Here is a 21,796-nt window from a genome sequence, read left to right as displayed (position 1 = left end):
TTGATGCCGAGGTCGATACCGACTGCCGCGTCGGGGCGGGCGACGCGGCGGATCTCCCGCGCGGCCTCGACCTGGAAGGCGACAAACCAGCGTCCTCGTTCATGCCGGACGGTCGCGGACAGGATGCGGGCCTTCCCGGCTTGCACCTTCCCGAGGAGCTTGGCGGTGGGCTCATGCACGCGAATCGTACCGAGCCGGGGCAGGGTGACGTGGCGGCCGTCCGCCTCCACGCGGATCGTGCCGGTGGTGAACCGGCAGGCCAGGCGGGCTTTGCGTTTCGACTTGAAACGCGGCATGCCTACCCGCTTGCCCTTGCGTTTGCCCTGTTTGGACTTCGCGTAGTTGTCGAACGCGGCAGCAGCGTTCGTCAAGCCGGTGCTGTACGCCTCCTTGGAGTTGTCCTCCCACCACCCGACAAAGCGCGGGTCGGTGTGCTTGGCGGCGTTGAACGCCTTCCGCAGCGCTGGCAGCGACCACGGCCGCCACTCGGTGAGATCCGCCTCGGGAATCCCGTAGGACTCTTCCGTCTTCCGCTGCCACCACGACGCCTCGACCCAGCCCACAGCCCAGTTGTAGGCCGCGCGCGCCGCACCGCAATGCGACCGTAAAGCGGCCTCCTGACCGGCATTCGGATCCAGGGCGAACTTGTACGCCTGGACTACGAAGCCGGGCTGCGGCTGGAACCTCTTCACTCGGCGGCCTCACCGGTCGCCACGGCCACCGCACGGGCGGCACGGTTCTTCGCCGCCCGCCGCCCGTACAGGCGCGCACACATCGAGGTCAGCACCTCGGTGATGTCCCGCACCAGGTCGTCGGCGGTCTCGGCGGGGTCCAGGACCACCAGGCGCCGCCCGGACGCTGACAGCACGGCCTCCAGGTGCTCGACGCCGAACCGGGCGAGGCGATCGCGGTGCTCGACCACGATCACGGCCGCGCCCGGTTCGGACAGGAGCCGGTGCAGTTTGCGGCGGCGCCCGTTCAGTCCCGAGCCGACTTCGGTGACGACCTCCGCGACCGGCAGACCGAGACCGGTAGCCCCCTGGACCACGCGGGCGACCTGCCGGTCAAGGTCCGACTTCTGGTCAGCCGAGGAGACACGGCAGTACGCCACCACCCGCCCGGACGCCTCCATGGCGGGCTCGTCGACCAGCCACGTACCGGACGGCGTCTGGCGTACAGGGACCGGCATACGGCCCTCTTTCGCCCACGTCCACGCGGTCTGGTAGTGCACGCCATTGCGCGCCGCCCACTCGGAAAGCTTCACGAGATCATGATACATGCTGAGAAGGGCTGACATTTACCGATGAATTACGGAGCAGTCGTCAGCCCCTCGACATCGCTGAACATCGCGTCGGCCCAACAGGGCATTCCCTCGGGTTGTACCGCCATGGCGCTCCACCTTCTGCGTGCGACGGTTGGGGTTTCCTGCTCACGCTAGCCACGCCCCGGCCGCGACGCGCGCCGAACGGCGGTCCTGTCCGACACTGGAACGGGGACGGACTTGGACAGGACGGGGCACAGGCGATGCGTGCATGGATGGTGGACCGGCCGGGTCCCGTCGAGCGGGAGCCGCTACTGCTCGTGGAACGGCCGGTCCCCGTGCCGGCAGCCGACGAGCTGCTGGTTCACGTGCGGGCGTGCGGCGTGTGCCGGACGGATCTGCACGTCGCCGAGGGCGACCTGCCGGTGCGCCGTCCCGGTGTGACACCCGGGCACGAGGTCGTGGGCGAGGTGGCCGGAGCCGGGGCGGCGGTGAACGGGTGGGCGGTCGGCGACCGGGTGGGCGTCGCGTGGCTCCGCCGCACGGACGGCACCTGCCGGTACTGCCTGCGCGGGGCCGAGAACCTGTGCCCGGACTCCGGCTACACCGGCTGGACCACCGACGGCGGATACGCCGAGTACACGACCGTACCGGCCGCCTTCGCCTACCGGCTCCCGGCGGACGTGGACGACGTCGTGCTCGCGCCGCTGCTGTGCGCGGGCATCATCGGCTACCGGGCGCTGCTGCGGACGTCGCTGCCGCCGGGCGGGCGTCTCGGCCTGTACGGGTTCGGGGGCAGCGCCCACCTGTGCGCGCAGGTCGCCGTGGCGCAGGGAGCCACCGTGCACGTACTGACACGGGACGAGGCCTCCCGGCGGCTCGCGCTGGGCCTCGGATGCGCGTCGGCGGGCGGTTCCTACGACGCGCCGCCGGAGCCGCTCGACGGGGCGATCCTGTTCGCACCGGTCGGCGATCTCGTCCCGGTGGCGCTGCGGGCTCTGGACCGCGGCGGGGTGCTGGCGGTGGCGGGCATCCACCTGAGCGACGTCCCGGTGCTGCACTACGAGAGCGAGCTGTTCTACGAGAAGGAGCTGCGCAGCGTCACCTCGAACACCCGTCAGGACGGCCGGGAGTTCCTGGACCTCGCGGTCAAGTACGGCGTACGGGCGACGACGCACCCGTACCCGCTGTCCGAGGCGCAGCGGGCCCTGTGCGACCTGAAGGCGGGGCGCTTCGACGGGGCGGCCGTGCTGGTGAACGATCTCTGAGCGGGAGGTGCCGCAAGTGTGGGCCGAACGGTGACGTGCGTGGATGGAGCCGGAGAGGTGTAGTCGCGGAGGTGCGCTGTGGGCGTTGGGCACGCTGCAGACCCCCCGTACGGCGTGGACGCCCTCGAGTCGATCGGCACGACGCTCGACGAGGAGATCACGTGCCAGGAGCTGGCCGCCTTTGTGTGCGACCGGGTGTGCGACGCCGCCGCGGTGGACCTGCTGCCCGAGGACGTTCCCTGGGCGCCACCCACCTCCGACCCCGACCTGGACCGGGTGGCGACGGCCGGCCGGGCCGAGCTGCTCGAATCGTGGGGTGCGGCCCGCCCGCTGTGCGTGCAGGCGCTGGACGCAGGGCATCCCATCACCGCATCGATGGACCCGTCCGGGCTGGTGAGGCGGCAGGTCATGAGCGTTCCGCTGCTCGGGCACGGCCGGCTGTACGGAGTGCTGCTCGCGGTGCGGTACGGTCCGCCGTTCACGGCCCGGAGCACCACCGTCACCCACTTCGCGGCCCGGCTGGCGGCCGTGCACCTCGGGCACGCCCGTCGCTACACGGCCATGCGCAACACGGTGTTCCGCCTCCAGCGGGCGCTGCTCTCCGAGCCGGGGCGACCGCATCCCAACCTGGACCTGGCCACCCGCTATCTCCCTGCGGGCGGCGGGACACTGGTGGGCGGGGACTGGTTCGAGACCGTGCGACTGCACTTCGGACGGACCCTGCTGGTGATGGGCGACGTCATGGGGCACGGACTGGACGCGGCGGTCGACATGAACGCCTATCGCTCGATGCTGCGCTACATCGCCTCCACCGACCTGCCGCCTCATCGGGTGCTGCGCCGGCTGGACGCGGCGGTCGCCGAGGACGGTACCCGCCGTCCGGCCACCTGCCTGCTCGTGCAGGTGGATCCGGCTCGGGGCAACGCGTCGCTGACCAGCGCGGGACACCTGCCGCCGGCCCTCTTCCGCAGGGACGGCACCGGAGAACTGCTGGACGTACCGGTGGGGCCTCCGCTCGGGACGGGGCTCGGCGGCTATGAACTCGCCACCCGGGCGCTGACCCCCGAAGACACGCTGCTGCTGTTCACGGACGGTCTCGTGGAGCGGCGCGAGGAGGACATCGACGTCTCCCTGACCCGGCTCGCCGGATTGCGGCTGCGGCCAGGAGGAAGCGTCGACGAGTTGCTCGCCGACGTCCTGGCCCATCTCGACGCCCAGCACGCGGAGGACGACGTCGCGGTCCTCGCCGCCCGCATCCGGCGCCGCCCCGAGGTGTGAACCGGCGAGGCCGCGCCGGCGCTCAGCAGGTGGGCAGGTGCAGCATGCCGGTGATCGTGCGCAGGACGCCGTTCTCGGTGTTGCGCGGCGCCACGTAGCGTGCCCGCCGCAGCACGTCCGGGTGGGCGTTGGCCATGGCGAAGGACCACTCGGCCGCATCGAGCATCTCGAGGTCGTTGAGGTAGTCCCCGAACACCATCGTCTGCGCGGGCGTGATGCCCAGCTCCTGCTGGAGCCTGCGTATGGCGGCGCCCTTGTTGGCGGAGGGGTTCATGATGTCGACCCAGTGCTCGCCCGAGACGACGACCTGGTGGGTCGACGTGAACGGCTTCAGGGCGGGAGCGGTGGACCGCTCCACGGATCCGAAGTCGAATAGGGCCACCTTGAGGAACTCGTCGTCCACGGCGGTGAGGTCCTCGACGGTGCGCAGCAGGGTGTAGTACCTCTTCGCCTCGGCCACGAAGGCCTCGTCGGTCCGCTCGACGTAGGCGGACTTCTTGCCGCACAGGACCGCCCCGACGTCGACTCCGTCGGCCGCGAGCCGCCGTGTGGTCCCGACGATGCGGGCGGCCGTTGCGGCATCCAGGGGGTCTGCGCTGAGCTCCGCGCCGTCGCGTACGACGTAGGTGCCGTTCTCGGCGACGAAGACCATGCCGTCGCCCGCCTCGGCGAACTGCTGGGCCAGCGTGGCGTACTGGCGACCGCTGGCCGGGCTGAAGAGCACCCCGCGCCGGCGCAGCTCGGCGAGGAGCGGCCACAGGCCGTCCGGTATCCGTCCGGTGCCGTCGAGGAGCGTGCCGTCCATGTCGGTGACCACCAGCCGGATGTCGACGGGTTCGCTCGGGAGCTCGGAGGCGGTGAGGAGGCACGAGGGCGTGGAGGACATGTCCTGCTTTCTGTCGGGGCGGCAACAAAGGGCGTTGTACGGCGGTGCTGCGCTGTCTCTCCGTCCGCATCAGTCGCCCCGGGCGCGGGTGCGCAGCCCGGCGCGGACGCGGCGCAGGGCGACGGCCAGGGCTCCGCGCAGGGGCGCGGTGCCGCCCGGAGGGCCTGCCTCGACCGGCGGTGGCTGCGGAACCGGTCGGCTCACGGCGTCACGGACCGGCTCCAGCAGGGCGGGGTGGACGCCGACAGGGCCGCCCGGCAGGGCGAGTTCGGGATGGACGACCGCGCAGCCAGTGGCGATCGCTTCGCCGGCCTGTTCCAGCCGCATCAGGCGCTCACGGAAAGGGCCGACGCGCCGCTGCTGGTGGAGAACGACGTCGACCTCAGTGCTGGGCAGGGCGGCCCCGGCGAGCGCTCGGCGGATCTCCATCTCACCTCTTGCTGTCGGTGTCCGGTGTCGTCGGCGCCCTTGCCTTGTCCGGAGCTCATAGTACGTAGCCGACCGAGTGCCGGCAGTTCGCACCCGGGGCACAGCCTGCGGCGTCCGGTCTCATGACGGGCCCGCAAGGCGGTCGATGAGCCGTGCTTCACCTTGTCGAGTGAATCTGATCTTGCCGAGGCGGCCGCAGGGATGTTTGGGCCCGGGCCTGGGTAGCTACGCAGATCAAATGCGCACTCCCCTGCCGAGGCGGTGCCGGCATGCACATGGAACCGGTGGCGGCGAACCCCTTCGCCCGTAGCTACACCCTCGGCCCGTTCACGGTGGTCGAGGTGTCGGGCGAGATCGACATGGCGACGGCAGGCTGCGTCGCGGAGCACCTGGATGCGGCCACCGGCCGCACCGAGCCCGATGTGCTCGTCGACCTGCGGCCGGTCGTCTTCTTCGACTGCTCGGGCCTGCGCGTGCTGTGCCGGGCGGAGGCCCGGGCGCGGGAGCGCGGCGGGCGCCTGCGCCTCGTTTCGGACCGGCACCCCATCCATCACCTGCTGCGTGCCGCGGGCCTGCTCATCCGCTTCCCGCCACTGTCCGAGTTGCCACGTCTCGAGCAGCACTTCGATGAAACGCTGGAAGAAGGTGCAACCGGATCACCGGCAGGGGAGGCGCACACGTGAAGTTCGTTCTGGAGGTCGACATCGGCGTACGACTCCGGCTACCGCGAAGTGGGACGCTGGTTCATCACGGGCGACTGATTCCGGGGGCCGGCCGGACGGCCCCACTCCGTCCGGCCGACCCCCACTGCGAGATCGCGTGGCTACCGCGCCAGGGCTCGCACTCCCCAGTCACGAGCCCTGAATCGGCACTCGCGGGGACCGCGCGATCCGCGTCCCTCAGAACGTGAAGACGGCGCTCCCGTAGGAGTTCTTCACGCACTCGTTGGCAAAGGTGCGTTCATAGGCGACGCGCTTGCCCTGCCAGACCCCCTGCACGGTGACGACCACGGGGTCGTACTGCCTGGTGCACAGGGCGCCGTCTCTGACCGACAGGGCGTCGAAGTCACCGCCGGCCTCGCGTAGTTCGCCACAGGCCCCGGTGGCGTCCGGGTGGCTGCCGGAGGCGGTCGGGGTGCAGGTGAGTGTGACGGCGCGCTGGGGTGTGGCGAGAGCGGCGCTCTCGCCGTGGCCCGTGGTCAGGACGAGCGCAGAAGGGGCGTAGAGCGAGGCGGGGGCGGCGAGGGCGGACCCGGTGAGGGGGCCGCAGACGGCGGTGGCCGTCAGGGTGAGGGTCGCTGCCCAGCGCGCGGTGTTCGGCATTGTGTGCATCCTTCCGCTCGTGTCGGAGTCATGGTCCGGCTCCGTGGCACGTAAGGCCGGAGTCGGTCCGGTCGGGTGCCGGTTCGGCGAGCGGGAGTCTGCCGAGTCCGGACCGGAAACTCACATCGACCCCCTTCGTTTCGGTAACTTTGAGTATTGAATCAGTGGCGTGAAGTCACGGAATTCGAACGCATGGGCCCCGGAACGGCGCGGATCCCGACCGCCGAAAGCGACCCCCTGGCCGGATTTCCACGGCTCGGCAATCGGCCTGAAACATTCCGCTTCCCGTCGGCGGCAAGCGCTGTCTTCAGCTCCTGGCAAACACGCCCCGCCCACTCTTGCTTCTGCCTCGGATCAAAGTAATGATCATTACATGATTACCGCAACGCAACGAGAGCAGCTTCGTGGCTGGTTCGCCGGCCGTCTGCCCGACGATCTGTTCGAGAGCCTGGAAGAGGTCACCGTCGACCGTGAGGAGATCACGGTCGTCGGCCGCATCCCCGAGCCGCGGCTGGCCGAGGGCGCCTCGCCCGCCGAGAAGGAGGCGGCCGTCGGTGCCCGTATCCAGGAGTTCCGCGAGCGCACCCGTGAGGATCGGATAGCGGTGGCGCGCGAGGCGGAGCACCGGTTCCGCAAGAAGGTTTCCTGGGGCGTGGAGTGCGGCGGCGAACGCGCTCTGTTCACCCACATCGCGGCGCCCGTGATGACCCGGCTGCGCCAGCCCGAGCGTCAGGTCCTCGACACGCTCATCGCCGGCGGAGTCGCCCGCAGCCGCAGCGACGCGCTCGCCTGGTGTGTGCGCCTGGTGCAGGGGCACACCGACGACTGGCTCACTGAGCTGCGCGAGTCGCTGGAGCACGTGCAGCGGGTCCGGGCCCAGGGACCGGACACTGAGCCTGGGGACACTACGGCCGGGGAGGACTGAGCCGAACCGTCCGGCGTCAAGGGCGTCGGTCACCCTGCCCGCTGTCCCGGCCCCCTGCCATCTCGTGCGCTCCCCCGCTTCCACCGGACGGGGGCGGGCCGGTGACCGTGACGCGAGCGGCGCGCAGCAGCCGGTCGCCCACCCGGTAGCCGGGGCCCAGGATCTCGGTACAGGTCAGCCGGTCGGCGTCCGGGGAGATCACATGCGTCACGGCCTCGTGCCGTGCGGGATCGAAGGGCTCGCCCTCCTCCCCGAACGTCTGCAGCCCAAGGGAGCCCAGCTGGGCATCAAGGACGGCGGCGACCGCCTTCAGTCCCGGAGTCATCACCTCCTGCCGACGGGCGCCCTCGACGGCGTCCAGCACGGGCAGCAGCGCCCGCAGCACGTTCTCCGCGGCGATCTCGCGTACCGCCAAGCGGTCGCGCCGCACCTGCTTGCGGTAGTTGTCGTACTCGGCCTTCACCCGCTGCAGGTCGGCGGTGCGCTCGTCCAGCAGGCGCCGCAACTCCGTGCTCTGCGGCCGACTCGGGTTCATGGTCAGCCCGCCTGTGATGTGTTGTCGTCATCCACGACCTCGGCGTCCACGACGTCGTCGGCCCGGCCGCCTCCGCTCGCCGTGCCCTGCTCCGAGGCCGCGCCGCCCTCGGGGCGCGCCTGCTCGTACAGGGCGCTGCCGATCTTCTGCGCCGCGGCGGCGGCCTTGTCCATGACGCGCCGGATCTCCGTTGTGTCCTCGCTCTTGAGCGCCTCCTTCAGTTCGGCGATGGCGCTCTGCGCCTCGCTCCTCGCATCACCGGGGATCCTGTCCCCGTTCTCCCTGATGAGCTTCTCGGTCTGGTAGACGAGCTGCTCGGCCTGGTTGCGGGTCTCGGCGGCCTCGCGGCGGCGGTGGTCCTCCTCCGCGTACTGCTCGGCCTCGCGGACCATGCGGTCGATGTCGTCCCTCGGCAGTGCGGAGCCGCCGGTGACGGTCATCTTCTGCTCCTTGCCGGTGCCGAGGTCCTTCGCCTTGACGTGCATGATGCCGTTGGCGTCGATGTCGAAGGACACCTCGATCTGCGGGACACCGCGCGGGGCCGGCGGCAGACCGGTCAGCTCGAACATGCCGAGCTTCTTGTTGTACGCCGCGATCTCGCGCTCGCCCTGGTAGACCTGGATCTGCACGGACGGCTGGTTGTCCTCGGCCGTGGTGAAGATCTCGGACCGCTTGGTCGGGATCGTGGTGTTGCGCTCGATCAGCTTGGTCATGATGCCGCCCTTGGTCTCGATACCCAGGGACAGCGGGGTCACGTCCAGCAGCAGGACGTCCTTGACCTCACCCTTGAGGACACCGGCCTGCAGCGAGGCGCCGACGGCGACGACCTCGTCCGGGTTCACACCCTTGTGCGGCTCCTTTCCGGTCATCTCCCGCACCAGGTCGGTCACCGCGGGCATACGGGTCGAGCCCCCGACGAGGATCACGTGGTCGATGCCCGACACCTTGATCCCGGCGTCCTGGATCGCCTGGTGGAACGGTTTTCTGCAGCGATCCAGCAGATCGGCGGTCAGCTGCTGGAACTGAGCGCGCGTGAGCTTCTCGTCGAGGTGCAGCGGGCCCTCCGAAGAGGCCGTGATGTAGGGCAGGTTGATGGTCGTCTCGGACGAACTCGACAGCTCGATCTTGGCCTTCTCCGACGCCTCGCGCAGTCGCTGCACGGCCATCTTGTCCTTGGACAGGTCGACGCCGTACGCGTTCTTGAACTGCTGGACCAGGTGGTCGACGATCCGCTGGTCCCAGTCGTCGCCGCCGAGATGGGTGTCGCCGTTGGTGGCCTTCACCTCGATGACGCCCTCGCCCATCTCCAGCAGCGACACGTCGAAGGTGCCGCCGCCGAGGTCGAAGACGAGCACCGTCTGGTCGTTCTCCTTGTCGAGTCCGTACGCCAGCGCAGCCGCCGTCGGCTCGTTGATGATCCGCAGGACGTTCAGACCGGCGATCTCGCCGGCCTCCTTGGTGGCCTGCCGCTGGGTGTCGTCGAAGTACGCGGGCACGGTGATCACGGCGTCGGTGACGTCCTCGCCCAGGTAGGCCTCCGCGTCCCGCTTCAGCTTCTGCAGCACACGCGCGGAGATCTCCTGCGCGGTGTACTTCTTGCCGTCGATGGTGCCGCTCTCCGGGAAGCGCCAGGACTGGTCGTCCATGTGGCGCTTGACGGAGCGCGCGGTGCGCTCGACGTTGGTCACCGCCTGACGCTTGGCGACCTCGCCGACGAGCACCTCGCCGCTCTTGGCGAAGGCCACGACCGACGGTGTGGTCCGGGCGCCTTCGGTGTTGGTGATGACGGTGGGCTCGCCGCCCTCGAGGACCGCGACCACCGAGTTCGTTGTGCCGAGGTCGATACCGACCGGACGTGCCATGGGGGCTCTCCCTCCTCGTCGTCGCTCTTGTCAGAGGGTCCGCCCGGCGAGTACCCGCGTGAGCGCCTCCTTGGCAGTGCCGAGGGGGCCTGCTCCCGTCGTCCGCGAGCTGCCTCCATAGACTGAATAAAACTTGAGTGGCCCATTGTCAAGGTTGGTCAGAGATAGGCAGGCGACCAGGTGAAACGCCCCTCGAGACCCTGCCGTCCACTCGGCGCAAGGTCCGTCGACCCATGGGGGCGTAGTGGAAGAATGGTCCACTGGGCACGTGAAAGATGGATGAAGCGCCCACTGGTGCGGTCTCAGGGACCGGCCTTAGCGTCGGCAGACCCCATTCGGACGGCCCCACGTCACCCCGCACACCCCGGCAGTGCCCGGTGCCGTCCGCCCGCCGCGCCACGAACGCGCTCCGCCGCACTTCTCCCGCAGGAGCCCCGTTGCCCGAGAACGCCATCTCCCCCGCCGCCGCGCCCCCGTCCCTCACCGAGGTCGAGGCCTATGGCGTCGAGCGCATCCCCGACGCGGATCGCACCGCGACCCCGCTCGATCTCTTCCGTGTCGCCTTCGGCGGCGCGAACACCTTCTCCACCTGCGTCCTGGGCGCCTTCCCGATCCTGTTCGGCCTCTCCTTCTGGCAGGGGCTCGCGGCGACGGTCCTCGGCGTGGTCGCGGGTGCGCTGATCCTGTGCCCGATGGCGGTGTTCGGGCCGGTCAACGGCACGAACAACGCGGTCTCCTCGTCCGCCCACCTCGGTGTGCACGGCCGCGTGGTCGGCTCGTTCCTCTCCCTGCTCACGGCCATCGCGTTCTTCTCGATCTCGGTGTGGAGTTCGGGTGACGCCCTGGTGGGCGGCGCGCACCGGCTCTTCGGCCTCGAGCGCAGCAACCTGTCGTACGTCGTCGCGTACGCGCTGTTCGCGGGTCTGGTGCTCGCGGTGTGCGTGTACGGCTTCCGGTTCATGCTGTTCGTCAACAAGATCGCGGTGACCTCGGCGACCGTGCTGTTCCTGCTCGGGGCGATCGCCTTCGCCGGCGACTTCGACCCGTCGTACGCCGGTGTCTTCACCGCCTCGGCGGATCCCGGGACGCAGGCGCTCTTCTGGCCGTCGTTCATCGGCGCCGCGCTGATCGTGCTGTCCAACCCGGTGTCCTTCGGCGCGTTCCTCGGTGACTGGTCCCGCTACATCCCCGCGGACACGCCGCGCCGCAAGGTGGTCGGTGCCGCGTTCCTCTCACAGATCGCGACGCTGCTGCCGTTCGTGTTCGGTCTGGCGACCGCGAGCATCATCGCGAAGCAAGAACCGAAGTACGTCGATCCGGTGGCCCCGGACTTCGTCGGCGGTCTGCTCGCCATCTCGCCGACGTGGTTCTTCCTGCCTGTGTGCCTGCTCGCGCTGATCGGCGGCATGTCGACCGGCACGACGTCGCTGTACGGGACCGGCCTGGACTTCTCGTCGGTGTTCCCGAGGCTGTCGCGGGTCCAGGCGACGCTGGTGGTCGGCGTCCTGTCGATCGCGTTCATTTTCATCGGCCGATTCGGGCTGAACCTGGTGCAGTCGATCTCCACTTTTGCCACGATGATCATCACCTGTACCACTCCGTGGATGGTCGTGATGATGCTCGGCTTCTACACTCGGCGCGGCTGGTACGACCCGGACGCGCTTCAGGTCTTCAACCGCCGTCAGCGCGGCGGCCGTTACTGGTTCGCGCACGGCTGGAACTGGCGTGGCATGACCGCCTGGTGGGTCTCCGCGGTGATCGGGGTGCTGTTCACCAACATCCCCGGCCAGTTCGTCGGTCCGCTGGGCAACCTGGCGAACGGCGTCGACATCAGCCTGCCGCTGTCCCTGGCCGTCGCCGCACTCCTCTTCCTGTCACTGCTGAGGCTCTTCCCCGAGCCCCGGGCGGCGTACGGGCCGCAGGGAGCGCGGCTGGCCCGTACGGTCGAGGCGCCGGTGCCGCCGATCACCGGGCCGGGCGCGCGGGAAGAGACCGCTCCGGCGCTCGCGGTGGAGGGCGGCTGATGGAGTCCTGGCTCGACCTGTCGGTGCCCCTGGTCACCGGGATGCCCGTGTATCCCGGTGACCCGCAGGTCGAGGTGGAGCGGGCGCTGCGGGTGGCCACGGACGGCGTGAACGTCCTGAGCCTGCACATGGGTTCGCAGTCCGGGACGCATGTGGACGCGCCGTACCACGTGAACTCGGAGTGGCCCACGCTGGACGCGCTGCCGCTGGATCGGTTCGCGGGTCCGGCGGTGGTGGCGGACGTGCGGGGCCTGTCGGCCCGGGCATCGATCACGCCCGAACTGCTCGCGCCTGCCCTGAGCCTGCTGCGGCTCCAGCCGGGAGCGATCCTGCTGCTGGCCACCGGCTGGTCGGCGTACTGGGGCACCGACGCCTATCCGGCGCATCCCTGGCTGACGCCGGAGGCGGCGCAGGCCATCGTCAACGCGAGCGTCCGCACGGTCGGGGTGGACGCGCTGAGCGTGGATCCGGCCGGCGACCCGGACCTGCCCGCACATCGCGTGCTGTGCGGCGCGGGCGGCGTGATCGCCGAGAACCTCACCGGCCTCGACCGTGTCCTCGCCGCCCAGCGGGACGGCCGCCGGGTGGAGGTGTTCCTGTTCCCGCTGCACCTGCCCGGCGCGGACGGCGCCCCGGTCCGGGCAGTGGTCCGCGTCGGCGCACGAGCGGGGCACGCGTAGTCGGTCCACCGGGGTCCACCTACGCCCGGTCGCGGGATTCGTAGACTTCCGGTCATGGGAGGGATCTTCACACTGGGCGGTATCACGTGCCCGTCAGGCGAGCTGGTGATCGTGGACGGCGGTCACCTGGGCATGTGGAGCGGGGACCGGTCGTCGGCAAAGGTCGATCCCGAGGCGTTCGGCATCCACGATCCGTCGGTCGCGGCCGACGTGCTCGAGGCGGTCGACTTCGAGATCAGCGGCCCCGACGCGGAGGCCGCCGCCCGCTCGTTCGACCGGCAGCCCGGCCGCGCGCTGTACGACAGGACGGGGATCCGGACCTTGGACGGCTGGTTTGTCACAGAGTGATGATTCCAGCCGCACGATGTGCGCACCACAGTGGACGGGTCTTGTCACGGTCGTGAGGATCGTCGGCGTACAGCGCGGTCTCAGGGACGAGAGGCGGGACCTACGGATGGCGAAGCACTGGGCGGACTTCCAGTACGAGATCTATTTGAACGGCACGACGGGCGCAGTACCACGGCTGCCCACCGATCTGACCCGGCTGGAGGAGCTCACCGAGCAGCGGCTCGGGCCCGGCCCGGTGGGCTATGTGGCGGGCAGCGCGGGCACCGGCAGTACGGCGCGTTCCAACCGGGCGGCGTTGGAGCGGCGCCGGATCGTGCCGCGCATGCTGCGGGACGTGCACGAGCGTGACCTGTCCGTGGAGCTGCTCGGGCGTTCCCTGTCCGCGCCGCTGGCGCTTGCGCCCATCGGCGTCCTGTCGATCATGCATCCCGACGCGGAGCCGGCGGCGGCGCGGGCCGCCGCCGCACAGGGCGTGCCGTACATCCTGTCCTCGGCCTCCAGCACGCCGATGGAGGAGGTGGCTCAGGCGTCGGGCGACGGCGAGCGCTGGTTCCAGCTGTACTGGGCCAAGGACCGCGAGGTCACCCGCAGTTTCCTGGCCCGGGCGAAGGCGGCCGGGTTCACGGCCCTGTTCGTCACCCTCGACACGCCGCTGCTGGCGTGGCGGCCCCGCGACCTCGACCAGGCGTATCTGCCGTTCCTGCACGGGGTGGGCACCGCCAACTACTTCTCCGACCCGGCGTTCCAGGCGGGCCTCGCGAAGCCCGTGCACGAGGACCTCAACGCCGCCGTGCTGCACTTCGTCGGTATGTTCGCGGACCCCGCCAAGACCTGGCCGGACCTGGCGTTCCTGCGGGAGAACTGGGACGGGCCGATCGTCCTGAAGGGCATCCTGCACCCGGACGACGCGCGCCGGGCCGTCGACGCGGGGATGGACGGTGTGGTGGTCTCCAACCACGGCGGCCGGCAGGTGGCCGGTTCCGTGGCGGCCGCGGACGCCCTGCCGCGGGTGGTGGAGGCGGTCGGGGAGCGGCTCACCGTGCTGTTCGACAGCGGGATACGCACCGGCGACGACGTCTTCAAGGCGCTCGCGCTGGGCGCGCGGGCGGTGCTCGTGGGACGGCCGTACGCGTACGGGCTCGGGCTCGACGGGCAGGCGGGCGTCGAGCACGTCATCCGCTGTCTGCTCGCGGAGTTCGACCTCACCCTCGCACTGTCCGGGCACGCCCGTCCCGCCACACTCGGCCCCGCCGACCTGATCGAGGAAACCTCATGACCGACGTCAAGAACGTCCTGGCCGTCGTCTCACCGCACGTCGGCGGGCGCTCGGCGGGCGCCGCGCTCGCCTCCGCCTTCCCCGGGCAGGCCCATGTCACCGTGGTGGAGCGGACGGACGAGGATCCGGCGGCGCTGCGCGCGGCGCACGTCATCGTCACCGGGCTCGGCCCGGTCACCGCCGAACACATCGCCGCCGCACCGGAGTTGGAACTCATCCAGTGCGCGAGCCACGGCTTCGACTACGTCGACCTCGACGCGGCCCGCGCCCGCCGTGTGCTCGTGTGCAACATCGGCTCCAGCGGCGCCGAGAAGCAGAACGTGGCCGAGCAGACCTTCGCGCTCATGCTCGCCCTGGCCAAGCAGCTGGTGCCGGCGCACAGCGCGCTCGTCGACGCCGACTGGGCGCTGCCCCGGCTGCAGCAGTCCATCACCGAACTCTCCGGCAAGACCCTGGGCATCGTCGGGCTCGGGCACATCGGCAAGGAGGTCGCGCGCCGCGCGGTCGCCTTCGACATGACCGTCCTGTACGCGGGCCCCGAGCGTGTGGACGCGGAGACCGAGGCGCGCCTCGGCGCCCGCCATGTCGAACTCGATGAACTACTGCGCTCATCCGACTACGTGACGCTGCACGCGCCGCTCACCGAGGCGAACCGGCATCTGCTCGACGCCGAGCGCCTCGCGCTGATGAAGCCCACCGCGTTCGTGATCAACACGGCGCGGGGTGCCTTGATCGACCAGGACGCCCTCGCGGACGCGCTGGAGAGAGGAATCCTGGCCGGGGCGGGGATCGACGTCTTCGACCCCGAGCCGCCCACCCCTGCGCTCAGACTGCTCAAGGCACCGAATGTCGTGCTGTCCCCGCATGTCGCCGGTGTCACCCGCGAGACGCTGGTCCGGATCGCCCTGGCGGCGGTCCAGAACACGGCCGACTTCCTGGCCGGCAAGGAAGCGCGGGACGTCGTCTTCTGACGGTCGTCGCCCGGCACGGCAGGAGGCGGTTCGGACCGGTCCGAACCGCCTCCTTTTTCACCCAGCCGACTCGGGTTTCACCCAGCCGACTCGGTTTCCTGGCCGAAGACGGCGTGCAATCGCCTGGCGTGGTCCAGGTACCGCTCGGAACCGGTCAGATTGACCATCGCTGTCATGCGCGCATCGGTACTCGACGCGGACAGGCGCAGCTCCAGTTCGCCCGGTTCGACCACGCGCCGCCCGTCGCGCCCGGTGAACGAGGCGAGGTCGGCAGGTACCGTCACGCGTACCCGCCGCGCCTCGCCGGGGGCCAGCGCCACCCGGGTGTAGCCGATGAGGCGCTGCACCGGCTGGACGACCGAGGCGACCGGGTCGTGCAGGTACAACTGCACGACCTCGGTACCGTGCCGCTCCCCCGTGTTGCGTACCGTGAGGGCCAGGGAGAACTCGCCGTCCGTGCCCGACTCCTTCTCGTCGACGGCGAGGTCGCTCCAGTCGAAGTCCGTGTACGACAGGCCGTGCCCGAAGCCGAAGGCCGGGCTCGGGTCGAGGTTGGACACCTCACTGGCTTGGGCGAGCCGCGCACCGAGATAGGTGGCGGGCTGGGCGCCCGGACCTCGCGGCACGCTGACGGGCAGCCGTCCCGAGGGGTTCGTCCGGCCACTCAGCACACCCGCGAGGGCGGCGGTCCCCTCGACGCCCGGGAAGAAGGACTGCACGATCCCGGCAGCCTCCTCCACGGCGCGGCCGAGCGCGTACGGCCGTCCGGCGAGCAGCACCGTCACCACCGGCGTCCCCGAGTCCAGGAGCGCGTCGAGCAGGTGCTGCTGGGCTCCGGGCAACGCCAGCGAGTCGGCGTCGCAACCCTCACCGCTGGTGCCCCGGCCGAAGAGTCCCGCACGGTCGCCCAGCACCGCGACGACGACATCGGCCTCACGCGCCAGACGTACGGCCTCGGCGACGCCGGACGTGTCGCCGTCGTCGATTCCGGTACCCCGCGCCACGGTGACCTCAGCGCCGGGGAACTCGCGTTCCACGGCCTCGCGCAGGGTGGGCAGGGCGATCCCGGCCGGGGTCTGCGGGTGGTGGACGCCGACATGGAGGGGGAAGGAGTAGCAGCCCAGTACAGCCGTCGGCTCCTCGGCGTTGGGGCCGACCAGCGCGATGCGGCTCGGCCGACCGAGCGGCAGCGTGCCGTCGTTGGCGAGCAGCACCACCGCCTGCTCGGCGACCTCCCGGGCCAGGTCCCGGTTCGCCGGCGTGTCGAGGTCCACCGTGCCGCGCAGCGCATCCGGGTCGTCCAGGTCGGCACCGGCCAGCACGGGCGGCACCGGGCTCCAGTCGGCGTCGAGCAGACCGAGCCGGGCCTTTTCGGCGAGCACCCGGCGAAGGGCGCGGTCGATGAGGGACTCCGGCACCCGGCCGGTGGTGACGGCCTCGACGAGGGGGGCGGCGAACGTCTTGACGGTGGGAAGTTCGACGTCGACACCGGCACGGAGCGCGGCGCCGGCGGCGTCGGCCCAGTCGCCCGCGATCCCATGCAGGGTGCGCAGGAAGGCGATGCCGAAGTAGTCGGCGACGACCGTGCCGTCGAAACCCCAGGTCTCCCGCAGCAACCCGGTCAGCAGCTCCTCGTCGGCTGCCGCGGGCACTCCGTCGGTGTCGGTGTAGGCGTGCATGACGGACCGGGCTCCGCCCTCGCGCACGGCCATCTCGAAGGGCGGGAGAAGGACGTCGGCGCGCTCACGCGTGCCCATGCCCACGGGGGCGAGGTTGCGCCCGGCGCGCGAGGCCGAGTAGCCGACGAAGTGCTTGAGGGTGGCGATGACTCCGGCGGACTGGAGTCCCTGTACGTAGGCCGTGCCGACGGTGCCCACCAGATACGGGTCCTCGCCGATGGTCTCCTCGACGCGGCCCCAGCGGGCGTCGCGGACCACGTCGAGCACGGGCGCGAGCCCCTGGTGCACGCCGACGGACCGCATGTCCCGTCCGATGGCGGCGGCCATCCGGCGGATCAGGTCCGGGTCGAAGGTGGCGCCCCAGGACAGCGGGACGGGATAGGCGGTGGCCTTCCAGGTCGCGAAGCCGGCCAGGCACTCCTCGTGGGCGACGGCCGGAATACCGAAGCGGTTCGCCGAGGCGATGCGCGCCTGCGTGCGCAGCAGGGAGAGCGCGCCGAGGGCGGGGTCGACGGGGGCGGTGCCGAAGGGACGGGTCAGCTGGCCGAGGCCGGTCGGCAGGAGCGTGCCGAGGTCCACGGCCTCCTCCATGTCGTGCTGGTGGGGGGCCACTTCACCCCCCTCGTCGGATGCGCCGACCCAGACGCCGTAGAGCTGGGCGATCTTCTCCTCGAGGGTCATGGCGCCGATCAGGGCGGACACCCGGGTGTCTATGTCGTGGGCCGGATCGTTCCAGAGCGGGGTTTCGGGGGTGGTCTCAACTGCCACGTTGGCGGTCACTTTCCTCCGACGCCCATGAGGCCCTGGATCAGGGCACGACGGGCGAACAGGTAGACGAGCAGGACGGGCACCATGGACAGCACCACGGCTGCCAGCAGCCCGGGGATGTTGATGCCGTGTTCGGTTTGGAAGTTGTAGAGGCCCAGGGTGACCAACTTGGTGGAGTCCGACTGGGTCAGGACCAGGGGGAACAGGAAGCCGTTCCATGCCTGGAGGGCGGAGAAGACCACGATCGTGGACAACCCGCCCCGGGAGAGCGGGATCACGAGCTGGAAGAACATCCGCCGCGGTGTGGCGCCGTCCATGGCCATGGCCTCGAACAGCTCGGAGGAGATGTCGCGCATGGCACCGCTGAGGATGAGCGCCGACATCGGCAGGCAGAAGGCCACGGTCGGCAGGATGACCCCGATGAGGTTGTCGTAGAGACCGGCCTTGCTGATCAGGTAGAACATCGGGACGATCACGGCCTGCGCCGGAATGGCGAGTCCGAGCAGGAACAGCCGGAAGACCTGTGAGGTGATCCTGCTGCGGCTGCGCACGATCGCGTAGGCAAGCGGCGGAACGAGCAGGAGCACCAGACCGACCACGCACACGGTGACGATCAGCGTGTTGAGGAAGTACCGGCCGAAGCCCGAGCTGAGGGCGCTGGTGTAGTTGTCGAAGGTGAAGCTGTGCGGAAAGGACAGTGGACCGTTCTCGGAGTAGCCGGACTGGGGCTGCACCGTCGCCACGATCATCACGTACAGCGGCAGACCGACCACGAAGAGCCACACCAGCGAACCGAAGCCTGCCAGGTAGTTGGGGCGCCGCCTCATGACACACCCTCCATGTCGCTGCGCATCTTGTCGTAGCCGGACACGCGTACGACGACCAGCGATATGATGGTCGCCGCGACGACCAGGACGAGGGCGATGGCGGAACCGGCGCCGAAGTCGAAGCTCTTGAACGCCTTTTGGTACATGTAGTAGGCACTGATCGTGGTGTCGGTGCCCGGCCCGCCCTGGGTCAGGATGAGGACCGTCTCGAACGTGGTGAGCCCGCCGACGATCATCAGGATCATCGAGGTGATCATCGCGTTGCGCAGCTGCGGCAGGGTGATGTGGAAGAACTGGCGGTAACGTCCCGCTCCGTCGATCTCGGCCGCCTGGTAGAGCACCTCGGGGATCGCGCGGGCGGCGCCCTGGTAGATCAGCGTGTGGAACGGTGTGTACTGCCAGGCGCCCACGAAAGCCAGCACGCCGATCGCGGTGGACTGCTTGCCGAACAGGTTGCCGTCGCCGAACAGCCAGGTGGCCTGTGCCGGGATGCCGAAGTTCGGGTCGAGCAGCGACCGCCACACCACCGACACGGCGGTGGCCGACAGCAGAAGCGGAACGAAGTAGATCACCGAAAGCACCGCGCGGTTGCGCTGCTTTCCGGCGGCCCAGACGCCGAGCAGGATGCTCAGCGGCGTCTGGATGGCCACACCGAGCACGGTGACCAGCAGGGTCAGCCAGAGGCTCTTGGTCATCACTGGGTCGTCGAGGACCCTGTTCCAGTTGTCAAGGCCGACGAACCGGGGTGAGCCCAGACCGCTCCAGCTCGTGAAGGACAGCACCGCCACCATGATCAGCGGGGCGATCGCGAAGATGACGAAGAACACGGTGGCGGGCAGCGCCCAGACGAAGCTCGGGCGCCCCACTCGGGCGTTGTAGGAGCCCTCCGGCCGCCGCCGGGCCGCCTTCTGGGGCCCGGCGACGGTAGGAACGCTCGTCATTTCTGTGGTCATGAGAGGTTCACTCAGTGGGGAGGGCCTGCATGGCCTTGATGAAGCCGTCGGCGTCGATCTGACCGTCGAAGAACTGCTGCACGGCCTGCTTCATCGGCGTGCCGGCGGACGGCGGGTAGGCCTGGTCCCAGGACAGCTGGAACGACGGGGCCTTCTTCACCAAGTCGTACTGGTAGTGCGAGTAGGCCGGGCTGGCCGAGGTGTCGAGGAAGTTCTCGGTGTTGGTCGTGGTCGGCAGGTTGCCGATGGCCAGCTGCGCCTTGACGAACTCGTCGGAGTACATGAGCTTCAGGAACTGCGCGACGGCCTCCGGGTGCTTCGTCTTCTTCAGCACCGAGTAGAAGTTGTTCGTGTTGCCGACGACATCCGCCGGGTCACCCTTGCCGCCCGACACGGTCGGGAAGTTGGAGTACCCCAGGCCGGTGGCGGCGAACGCCTTCGCGTCCTGCTGCTGCTGGGCGTAGTACCACGAGCCCATCAGCTCGAAGCCGGCCTTGCCCCGCGCCACCAGCGCGGGCGATGCACCGGTCGTGTACTTCACGGAGTCGAACTTGGTGCCGAAGGCACCGGCGTCGACGAGCTGCTTGAGCATGCTCAGCGCCTTCTTGCTCTCCGGGCTCTCCCAGGCGCTCTTGTCGCCACCGAGGGCCTTCTGGAAGAGCTCCGGGCCCGCGACACGGTCGTAGAGGTACTCGAACCACATCAGCGTCGGCCACTGGTCACCAGCGCCGAGCGCGATCGGGGTGATGCCCTTGGCCTTGAGCTTCTTGACCACGCTGAGCAGATCGTCCCACGTCTTGGGCGCCTGCACACCGGCGTCGGCCAGCACCTTCTTGTTGTTGAAGAGCAGGACCGGCTGCGTACCGCGCATCGGAACGCCATAGGTCTTGCCGTCGACGACCGTGCTCTCGACCACGTTGGACAGAAAGTTGGACTTCAGCTTCGGGTCGTCCTTGATGAAGTCGTCCAGCGGCAGCAGCAGATCGGCCTTGACGAACGGCTGGATGCTGCCGCCGCCCCAGTTGAAGAAGATGTCCGGGGCCTGCGGCGTGTTGATGATCGTCTGCAGTTTCTGCTGGTAGTCGGCGCCAGGAATGGTGTCGAGCACGGCCTTGACGTCCGACGTCTTGTTGAAGGTCTCGACGATCTGCTTCTCGACCTTGTTACTGGCGTCTCCGTAGACAAGAACGTGGATCTTCCCGTCGTTCGACGACCCTCCGCCGGTCCCGTTCCCACAGGCCGAGAGGCTCAGCGCCAGGCCGAGCGTCACGCCACCGGCGAGCAGACGGGGCAACCGCGCGCGTATCTTCATCGTCTACCTTTCGAAAGTTTCGGCATCGTCGCCGAAAATCGCTGCTGTCGGACAGTAAGGGAGGCATCCCCGCGGGTCAACGGACGTGCACCCGCGCGACCAAACCGTTACCGGCGGCCCGTGGCCTATCCTTCGGACATGCGCGATAACGACGAGGTCGACGGCCGGGTGACCCTGGCCGAAGTGGCCAAGCAGGCCGGCGTGTCACTGTCGACGGTTTCGAAAGTCCTCAACGGCCGTTCCGACGTTTCCGAGGCGACCCGCACCAAGGTCGAACGGCTCCTCGATATCCACGGCTACCGCCGCCGCGCCCAGGGCACCCCCCAGGCCCCGCTCATCGAGCTGGTCTTCCACGAGTTGGAGAGCATCTGGGCGATGGAGCTCATCCGCGGCGTGGAGAACGTCGCCAAGGAGAACAAGGCGAGCGTCGTACTCACCGAGAGCGGCACACGGCACGCGCCGGCGCCCGACTGGATCGAGGGCGTGCTGCGGCGGCGACCCCTGGGTGTGGTGCTGGTCTTCTCCGCCCTTCCCGACAAGGTGAAGAAGCAACTACGGTCGCGGGCCATCCCGTTCGTGATCGTCGACCCGGCCGGTGACCCCGACCCGGACGTGCCGTCCGTCGGCTCCGCCAACTGGGCCGGCGGCCTGGCGGCCACCCGCCACCTCACCGACTACCAGCACGAACGCATCGCCATCATCACCGGCCCGGAGGACATGATGTGCTCCCTCGCGCGGCTCGACGGCTATCGCTCGGCCATGGGGATGGCGGGTCTGGAGGTCGACCCGAGCCTCGTCCGCTTCGGCGACTTCCATGTGCAGGGCGGCTTCGAACACGCCATGGAACTGCTCGATCGCCCGGACCGGCCGACCGCCATCTTCGCCGGCAGCGATCTGCAGGCGCTCGGCGTACTGGAGGCGGCGCGCCTGAAGGGCCTGAGTGTGCCGGAGGACCTGTCGGTCATCGGATACGACGACGTCCCACTCGCCCAGTGGTCGAGCCCGGCGCTGACCACGGTCCACCAGCCGCTGCGGCAGATGGCCGAGGAAGCGGCCCGGATGCTGCTGCGCCCCCAGGACGCCGGCAAGTCCGCCCTGCGCATCGAGCTCGCGACTCACCTGGTGAGGCGGCAGAGCACCGCACCGCCGAAGAGCGCCTGAGCGCGCCACGGAAGTGCGGTGCGGCGGCCAT

At 69.8% G+C, this 21,796-nt stretch carries 21 protein-coding genes; 10 read left to right on the top strand and 11 right to left on the bottom strand.

Annotated features, from left to right (window positions below; translation table 11 throughout):
- Both ACZ3TS_RS28635 and ACZ3TS_RS28630 read right to left on the bottom strand, forming a co-directional pair.
- Positions 1-692 (bottom strand): helix-turn-helix domain-containing protein (locus ACZ3TS_RS28635; RefSeq protein WP_467623487.1); only part of this gene is annotated, 692 nt, incomplete at its 3' end.
- The gene (locus tag ACZ3TS_RS28630) at positions 689-1,264 is read right to left on the bottom strand and encodes an IS607 family transposase (RefSeq protein ID WP_467623484.1); all 576 of its coding nucleotides are present in this window, start codon (positions 1,262-1,264) and stop codon (positions 689-691) included. The genes ACZ3TS_RS28630 and ACZ3TS_RS28635, both read right to left, overlap by 4 nt.
- A 260-nt stretch (positions 1,265-1,524) precedes the next feature.
- Between ACZ3TS_RS28630 and ACZ3TS_RS28625 the strand changes: the two genes are divergently transcribed.
- The gene (locus ACZ3TS_RS28625) at positions 1,525-2,529 is read left to right on the top strand and encodes a zinc-binding alcohol dehydrogenase family protein (RefSeq protein WP_467623481.1); all 1,005 of its coding nucleotides are present in this window, start codon (positions 1,525-1,527) and stop codon (positions 2,527-2,529) included.
- A 78-nt stretch (positions 2,530-2,607) separates the two neighbouring features.
- Complete coding sequence (locus ACZ3TS_RS28620) at positions 2,608-3,807, top strand: PP2C family protein-serine/threonine phosphatase (RefSeq protein ID WP_467623478.1); 1,200 nt, start codon at positions 2,608-2,610, stop codon at positions 3,805-3,807.
- 22 nt (positions 3,808-3,829) lie between these two features.
- Here ACZ3TS_RS28620 and ACZ3TS_RS28615 read toward each other — a convergent pair whose 3' ends face one another.
- Together ACZ3TS_RS28615 and ACZ3TS_RS28610 are read right to left on the bottom strand one after the other, a co-directional pair.
- The gene (locus ACZ3TS_RS28615; protein WP_467623475.1) at positions 3,830-4,693 is read right to left on the bottom strand and encodes a Cof-type HAD-IIB family hydrolase; all 864 of its coding nucleotides are present in this window, start codon (positions 4,691-4,693) and stop codon (positions 3,830-3,832) included.
- A 69-nt stretch (positions 4,694-4,762) separates the two neighbouring features.
- Positions 4,763-5,122, bottom strand: a complete 360-nt coding sequence (locus ACZ3TS_RS28610) for a hypothetical protein (protein WP_467623472.1) — start codon at positions 5,120-5,122, stop codon at positions 4,763-4,765.
- A gap of 269 nt (positions 5,123-5,391) precedes the next feature.
- Between ACZ3TS_RS28610 and ACZ3TS_RS28605 the strand changes: the two genes are divergently transcribed.
- On the top strand, positions 5,392-5,805 hold the full coding sequence (locus ACZ3TS_RS28605; protein ID WP_467623469.1) for an STAS domain-containing protein: 414 nt from the start codon (positions 5,392-5,394) through the stop codon (positions 5,803-5,805).
- Between the two features lie 216 nt (positions 5,806-6,021).
- Here the strand turns inward: ACZ3TS_RS28605 and ACZ3TS_RS28600 are convergent, their stop codons facing one another.
- Positions 6,022-6,444: a protease inhibitor gene (locus tag ACZ3TS_RS28600; protein WP_467623466.1), complete on the bottom strand. Its 423-nt coding sequence runs from the start codon at positions 6,442-6,444 to the stop codon at positions 6,022-6,024.
- A gap of 373 nt (positions 6,445-6,817) precedes the next feature.
- Between ACZ3TS_RS28600 and ACZ3TS_RS28595 the strand changes: the two genes are divergently transcribed.
- A complete protein-coding gene (locus tag ACZ3TS_RS28595; RefSeq protein WP_467623463.1) occupies positions 6,818-7,369 on the top strand; it encodes a hypothetical protein in 552 nt (183 codons plus the stop codon).
- A gap of 16 nt (positions 7,370-7,385) precedes the next feature.
- Here ACZ3TS_RS28595 and grpE read toward each other — a convergent pair whose 3' ends face one another.
- Positions 7,386-7,904 (bottom strand): nucleotide exchange factor GrpE, encoded by a 519-nt coding sequence (gene grpE / locus ACZ3TS_RS28590; RefSeq protein ID WP_467623460.1) that lies wholly within the window; start codon positions 7,902-7,904, stop codon positions 7,386-7,388.
- Between the two features lie 2 nt (positions 7,905-7,906).
- On the bottom strand, positions 7,907-9,766 hold the full coding sequence (gene dnaK / locus ACZ3TS_RS28585; protein WP_467623457.1) for a molecular chaperone DnaK: 1,860 nt from the start codon (positions 9,764-9,766) through the stop codon (positions 7,907-7,909).
- A 437-nt stretch (positions 9,767-10,203) separates the two neighbouring features.
- Here dnaK and ACZ3TS_RS28580 point away from each other — a divergent pair, with 437 nt between their 5' ends.
- The 5 genes from ACZ3TS_RS28580 (at position 10,204) to ACZ3TS_RS28560 (ending at position 15,065) form a co-directional block, all read left to right on the top strand.
- Positions 10,204-11,790 (top strand): purine-cytosine permease family protein, encoded by a 1,587-nt coding sequence (locus ACZ3TS_RS28580; RefSeq protein ID WP_467623454.1) that lies wholly within the window; start codon positions 10,204-10,206, stop codon positions 11,788-11,790.
- Positions 11,790-12,470 (top strand): cyclase family protein, encoded by a 681-nt coding sequence (locus ACZ3TS_RS28575; protein ID WP_467623451.1) that lies wholly within the window; start codon positions 11,790-11,792, stop codon positions 12,468-12,470. The genes ACZ3TS_RS28580 and ACZ3TS_RS28575 overlap by 1 nt, the downstream gene beginning before the upstream one ends.
- A 54-nt stretch (positions 12,471-12,524) precedes the next feature.
- A complete protein-coding gene (locus ACZ3TS_RS28570; RefSeq protein WP_467623448.1) occupies positions 12,525-12,818 on the top strand; it encodes a hypothetical protein in 294 nt (97 codons plus the stop codon).
- 106 nt (positions 12,819-12,924) lie between these two features.
- Entirely contained in the window at positions 12,925-14,094 is a 1,170-nt protein-coding gene (locus ACZ3TS_RS28565; RefSeq protein ID WP_467623445.1) for a lactate 2-monooxygenase, read from the top strand.
- Positions 14,091-15,065 carry a 2-hydroxyacid dehydrogenase gene (locus ACZ3TS_RS28560; RefSeq protein WP_467623442.1) on the top strand — a complete coding sequence of 325 codons (975 nt, stop codon included), beginning with the start codon at positions 14,091-14,093 and terminating at the stop codon, positions 15,063-15,065. Before ACZ3TS_RS28565 ends, ACZ3TS_RS28560 begins: the two co-directional genes overlap by 4 nt.
- Positions 15,066-15,142: 77 nt before the next feature.
- Here ACZ3TS_RS28560 and ACZ3TS_RS28555 read toward each other — a convergent pair whose 3' ends face one another.
- Genes ACZ3TS_RS28555 through ACZ3TS_RS28540 form a run of 4 tightly spaced genes read right to left on the bottom strand, consistent with a single transcriptional unit; the run spans position 15,143 to position 20,604 of the window.
- On the bottom strand, positions 15,143-17,524 hold the full coding sequence (locus ACZ3TS_RS28555) for a beta-xylosidase/alpha-l-arabinosidase (protein ID WP_467623439.1): 2,382 nt from the start codon (positions 17,522-17,524) through the stop codon (positions 15,143-15,145).
- Positions 17,521-18,339 (bottom strand): carbohydrate ABC transporter permease, encoded by an 819-nt coding sequence (locus tag ACZ3TS_RS28550; protein WP_467623436.1) that lies wholly within the window; start codon positions 18,337-18,339, stop codon positions 17,521-17,523. Before ACZ3TS_RS28550 ends, ACZ3TS_RS28555 begins: the two co-directional genes overlap by 4 nt.
- Positions 18,336-19,292, bottom strand: a complete 957-nt coding sequence (locus ACZ3TS_RS28545; RefSeq protein WP_467623433.1) for a carbohydrate ABC transporter permease — start codon at positions 19,290-19,292, stop codon at positions 18,336-18,338. The genes ACZ3TS_RS28550 and ACZ3TS_RS28545 overlap by 4 nt, the downstream gene beginning before the upstream one ends.
- A 7-nt stretch (positions 19,293-19,299) precedes the next feature.
- Entirely contained in the window at positions 19,300-20,604 is a 1,305-nt protein-coding gene (locus tag ACZ3TS_RS28540; RefSeq protein WP_467623431.1) for an ABC transporter substrate-binding protein, read from the bottom strand.
- Between the two features lie 138 nt (positions 20,605-20,742).
- Between ACZ3TS_RS28540 and ACZ3TS_RS28535 the strand changes: the two genes are divergently transcribed.
- Positions 20,743-21,765: a LacI family DNA-binding transcriptional regulator gene (locus ACZ3TS_RS28535; RefSeq protein WP_467623428.1), complete on the top strand. Its 1,023-nt coding sequence runs from the start codon at positions 20,743-20,745 to the stop codon at positions 21,763-21,765.
- Positions 21,766-21,796: the final 31 nt, after the last annotated feature.

The organism is Streptomyces sp. NPDC022910, assembly GCF_055561075.1.
This window is presented reverse-complemented; position numbering and strand designations above follow the sequence as displayed.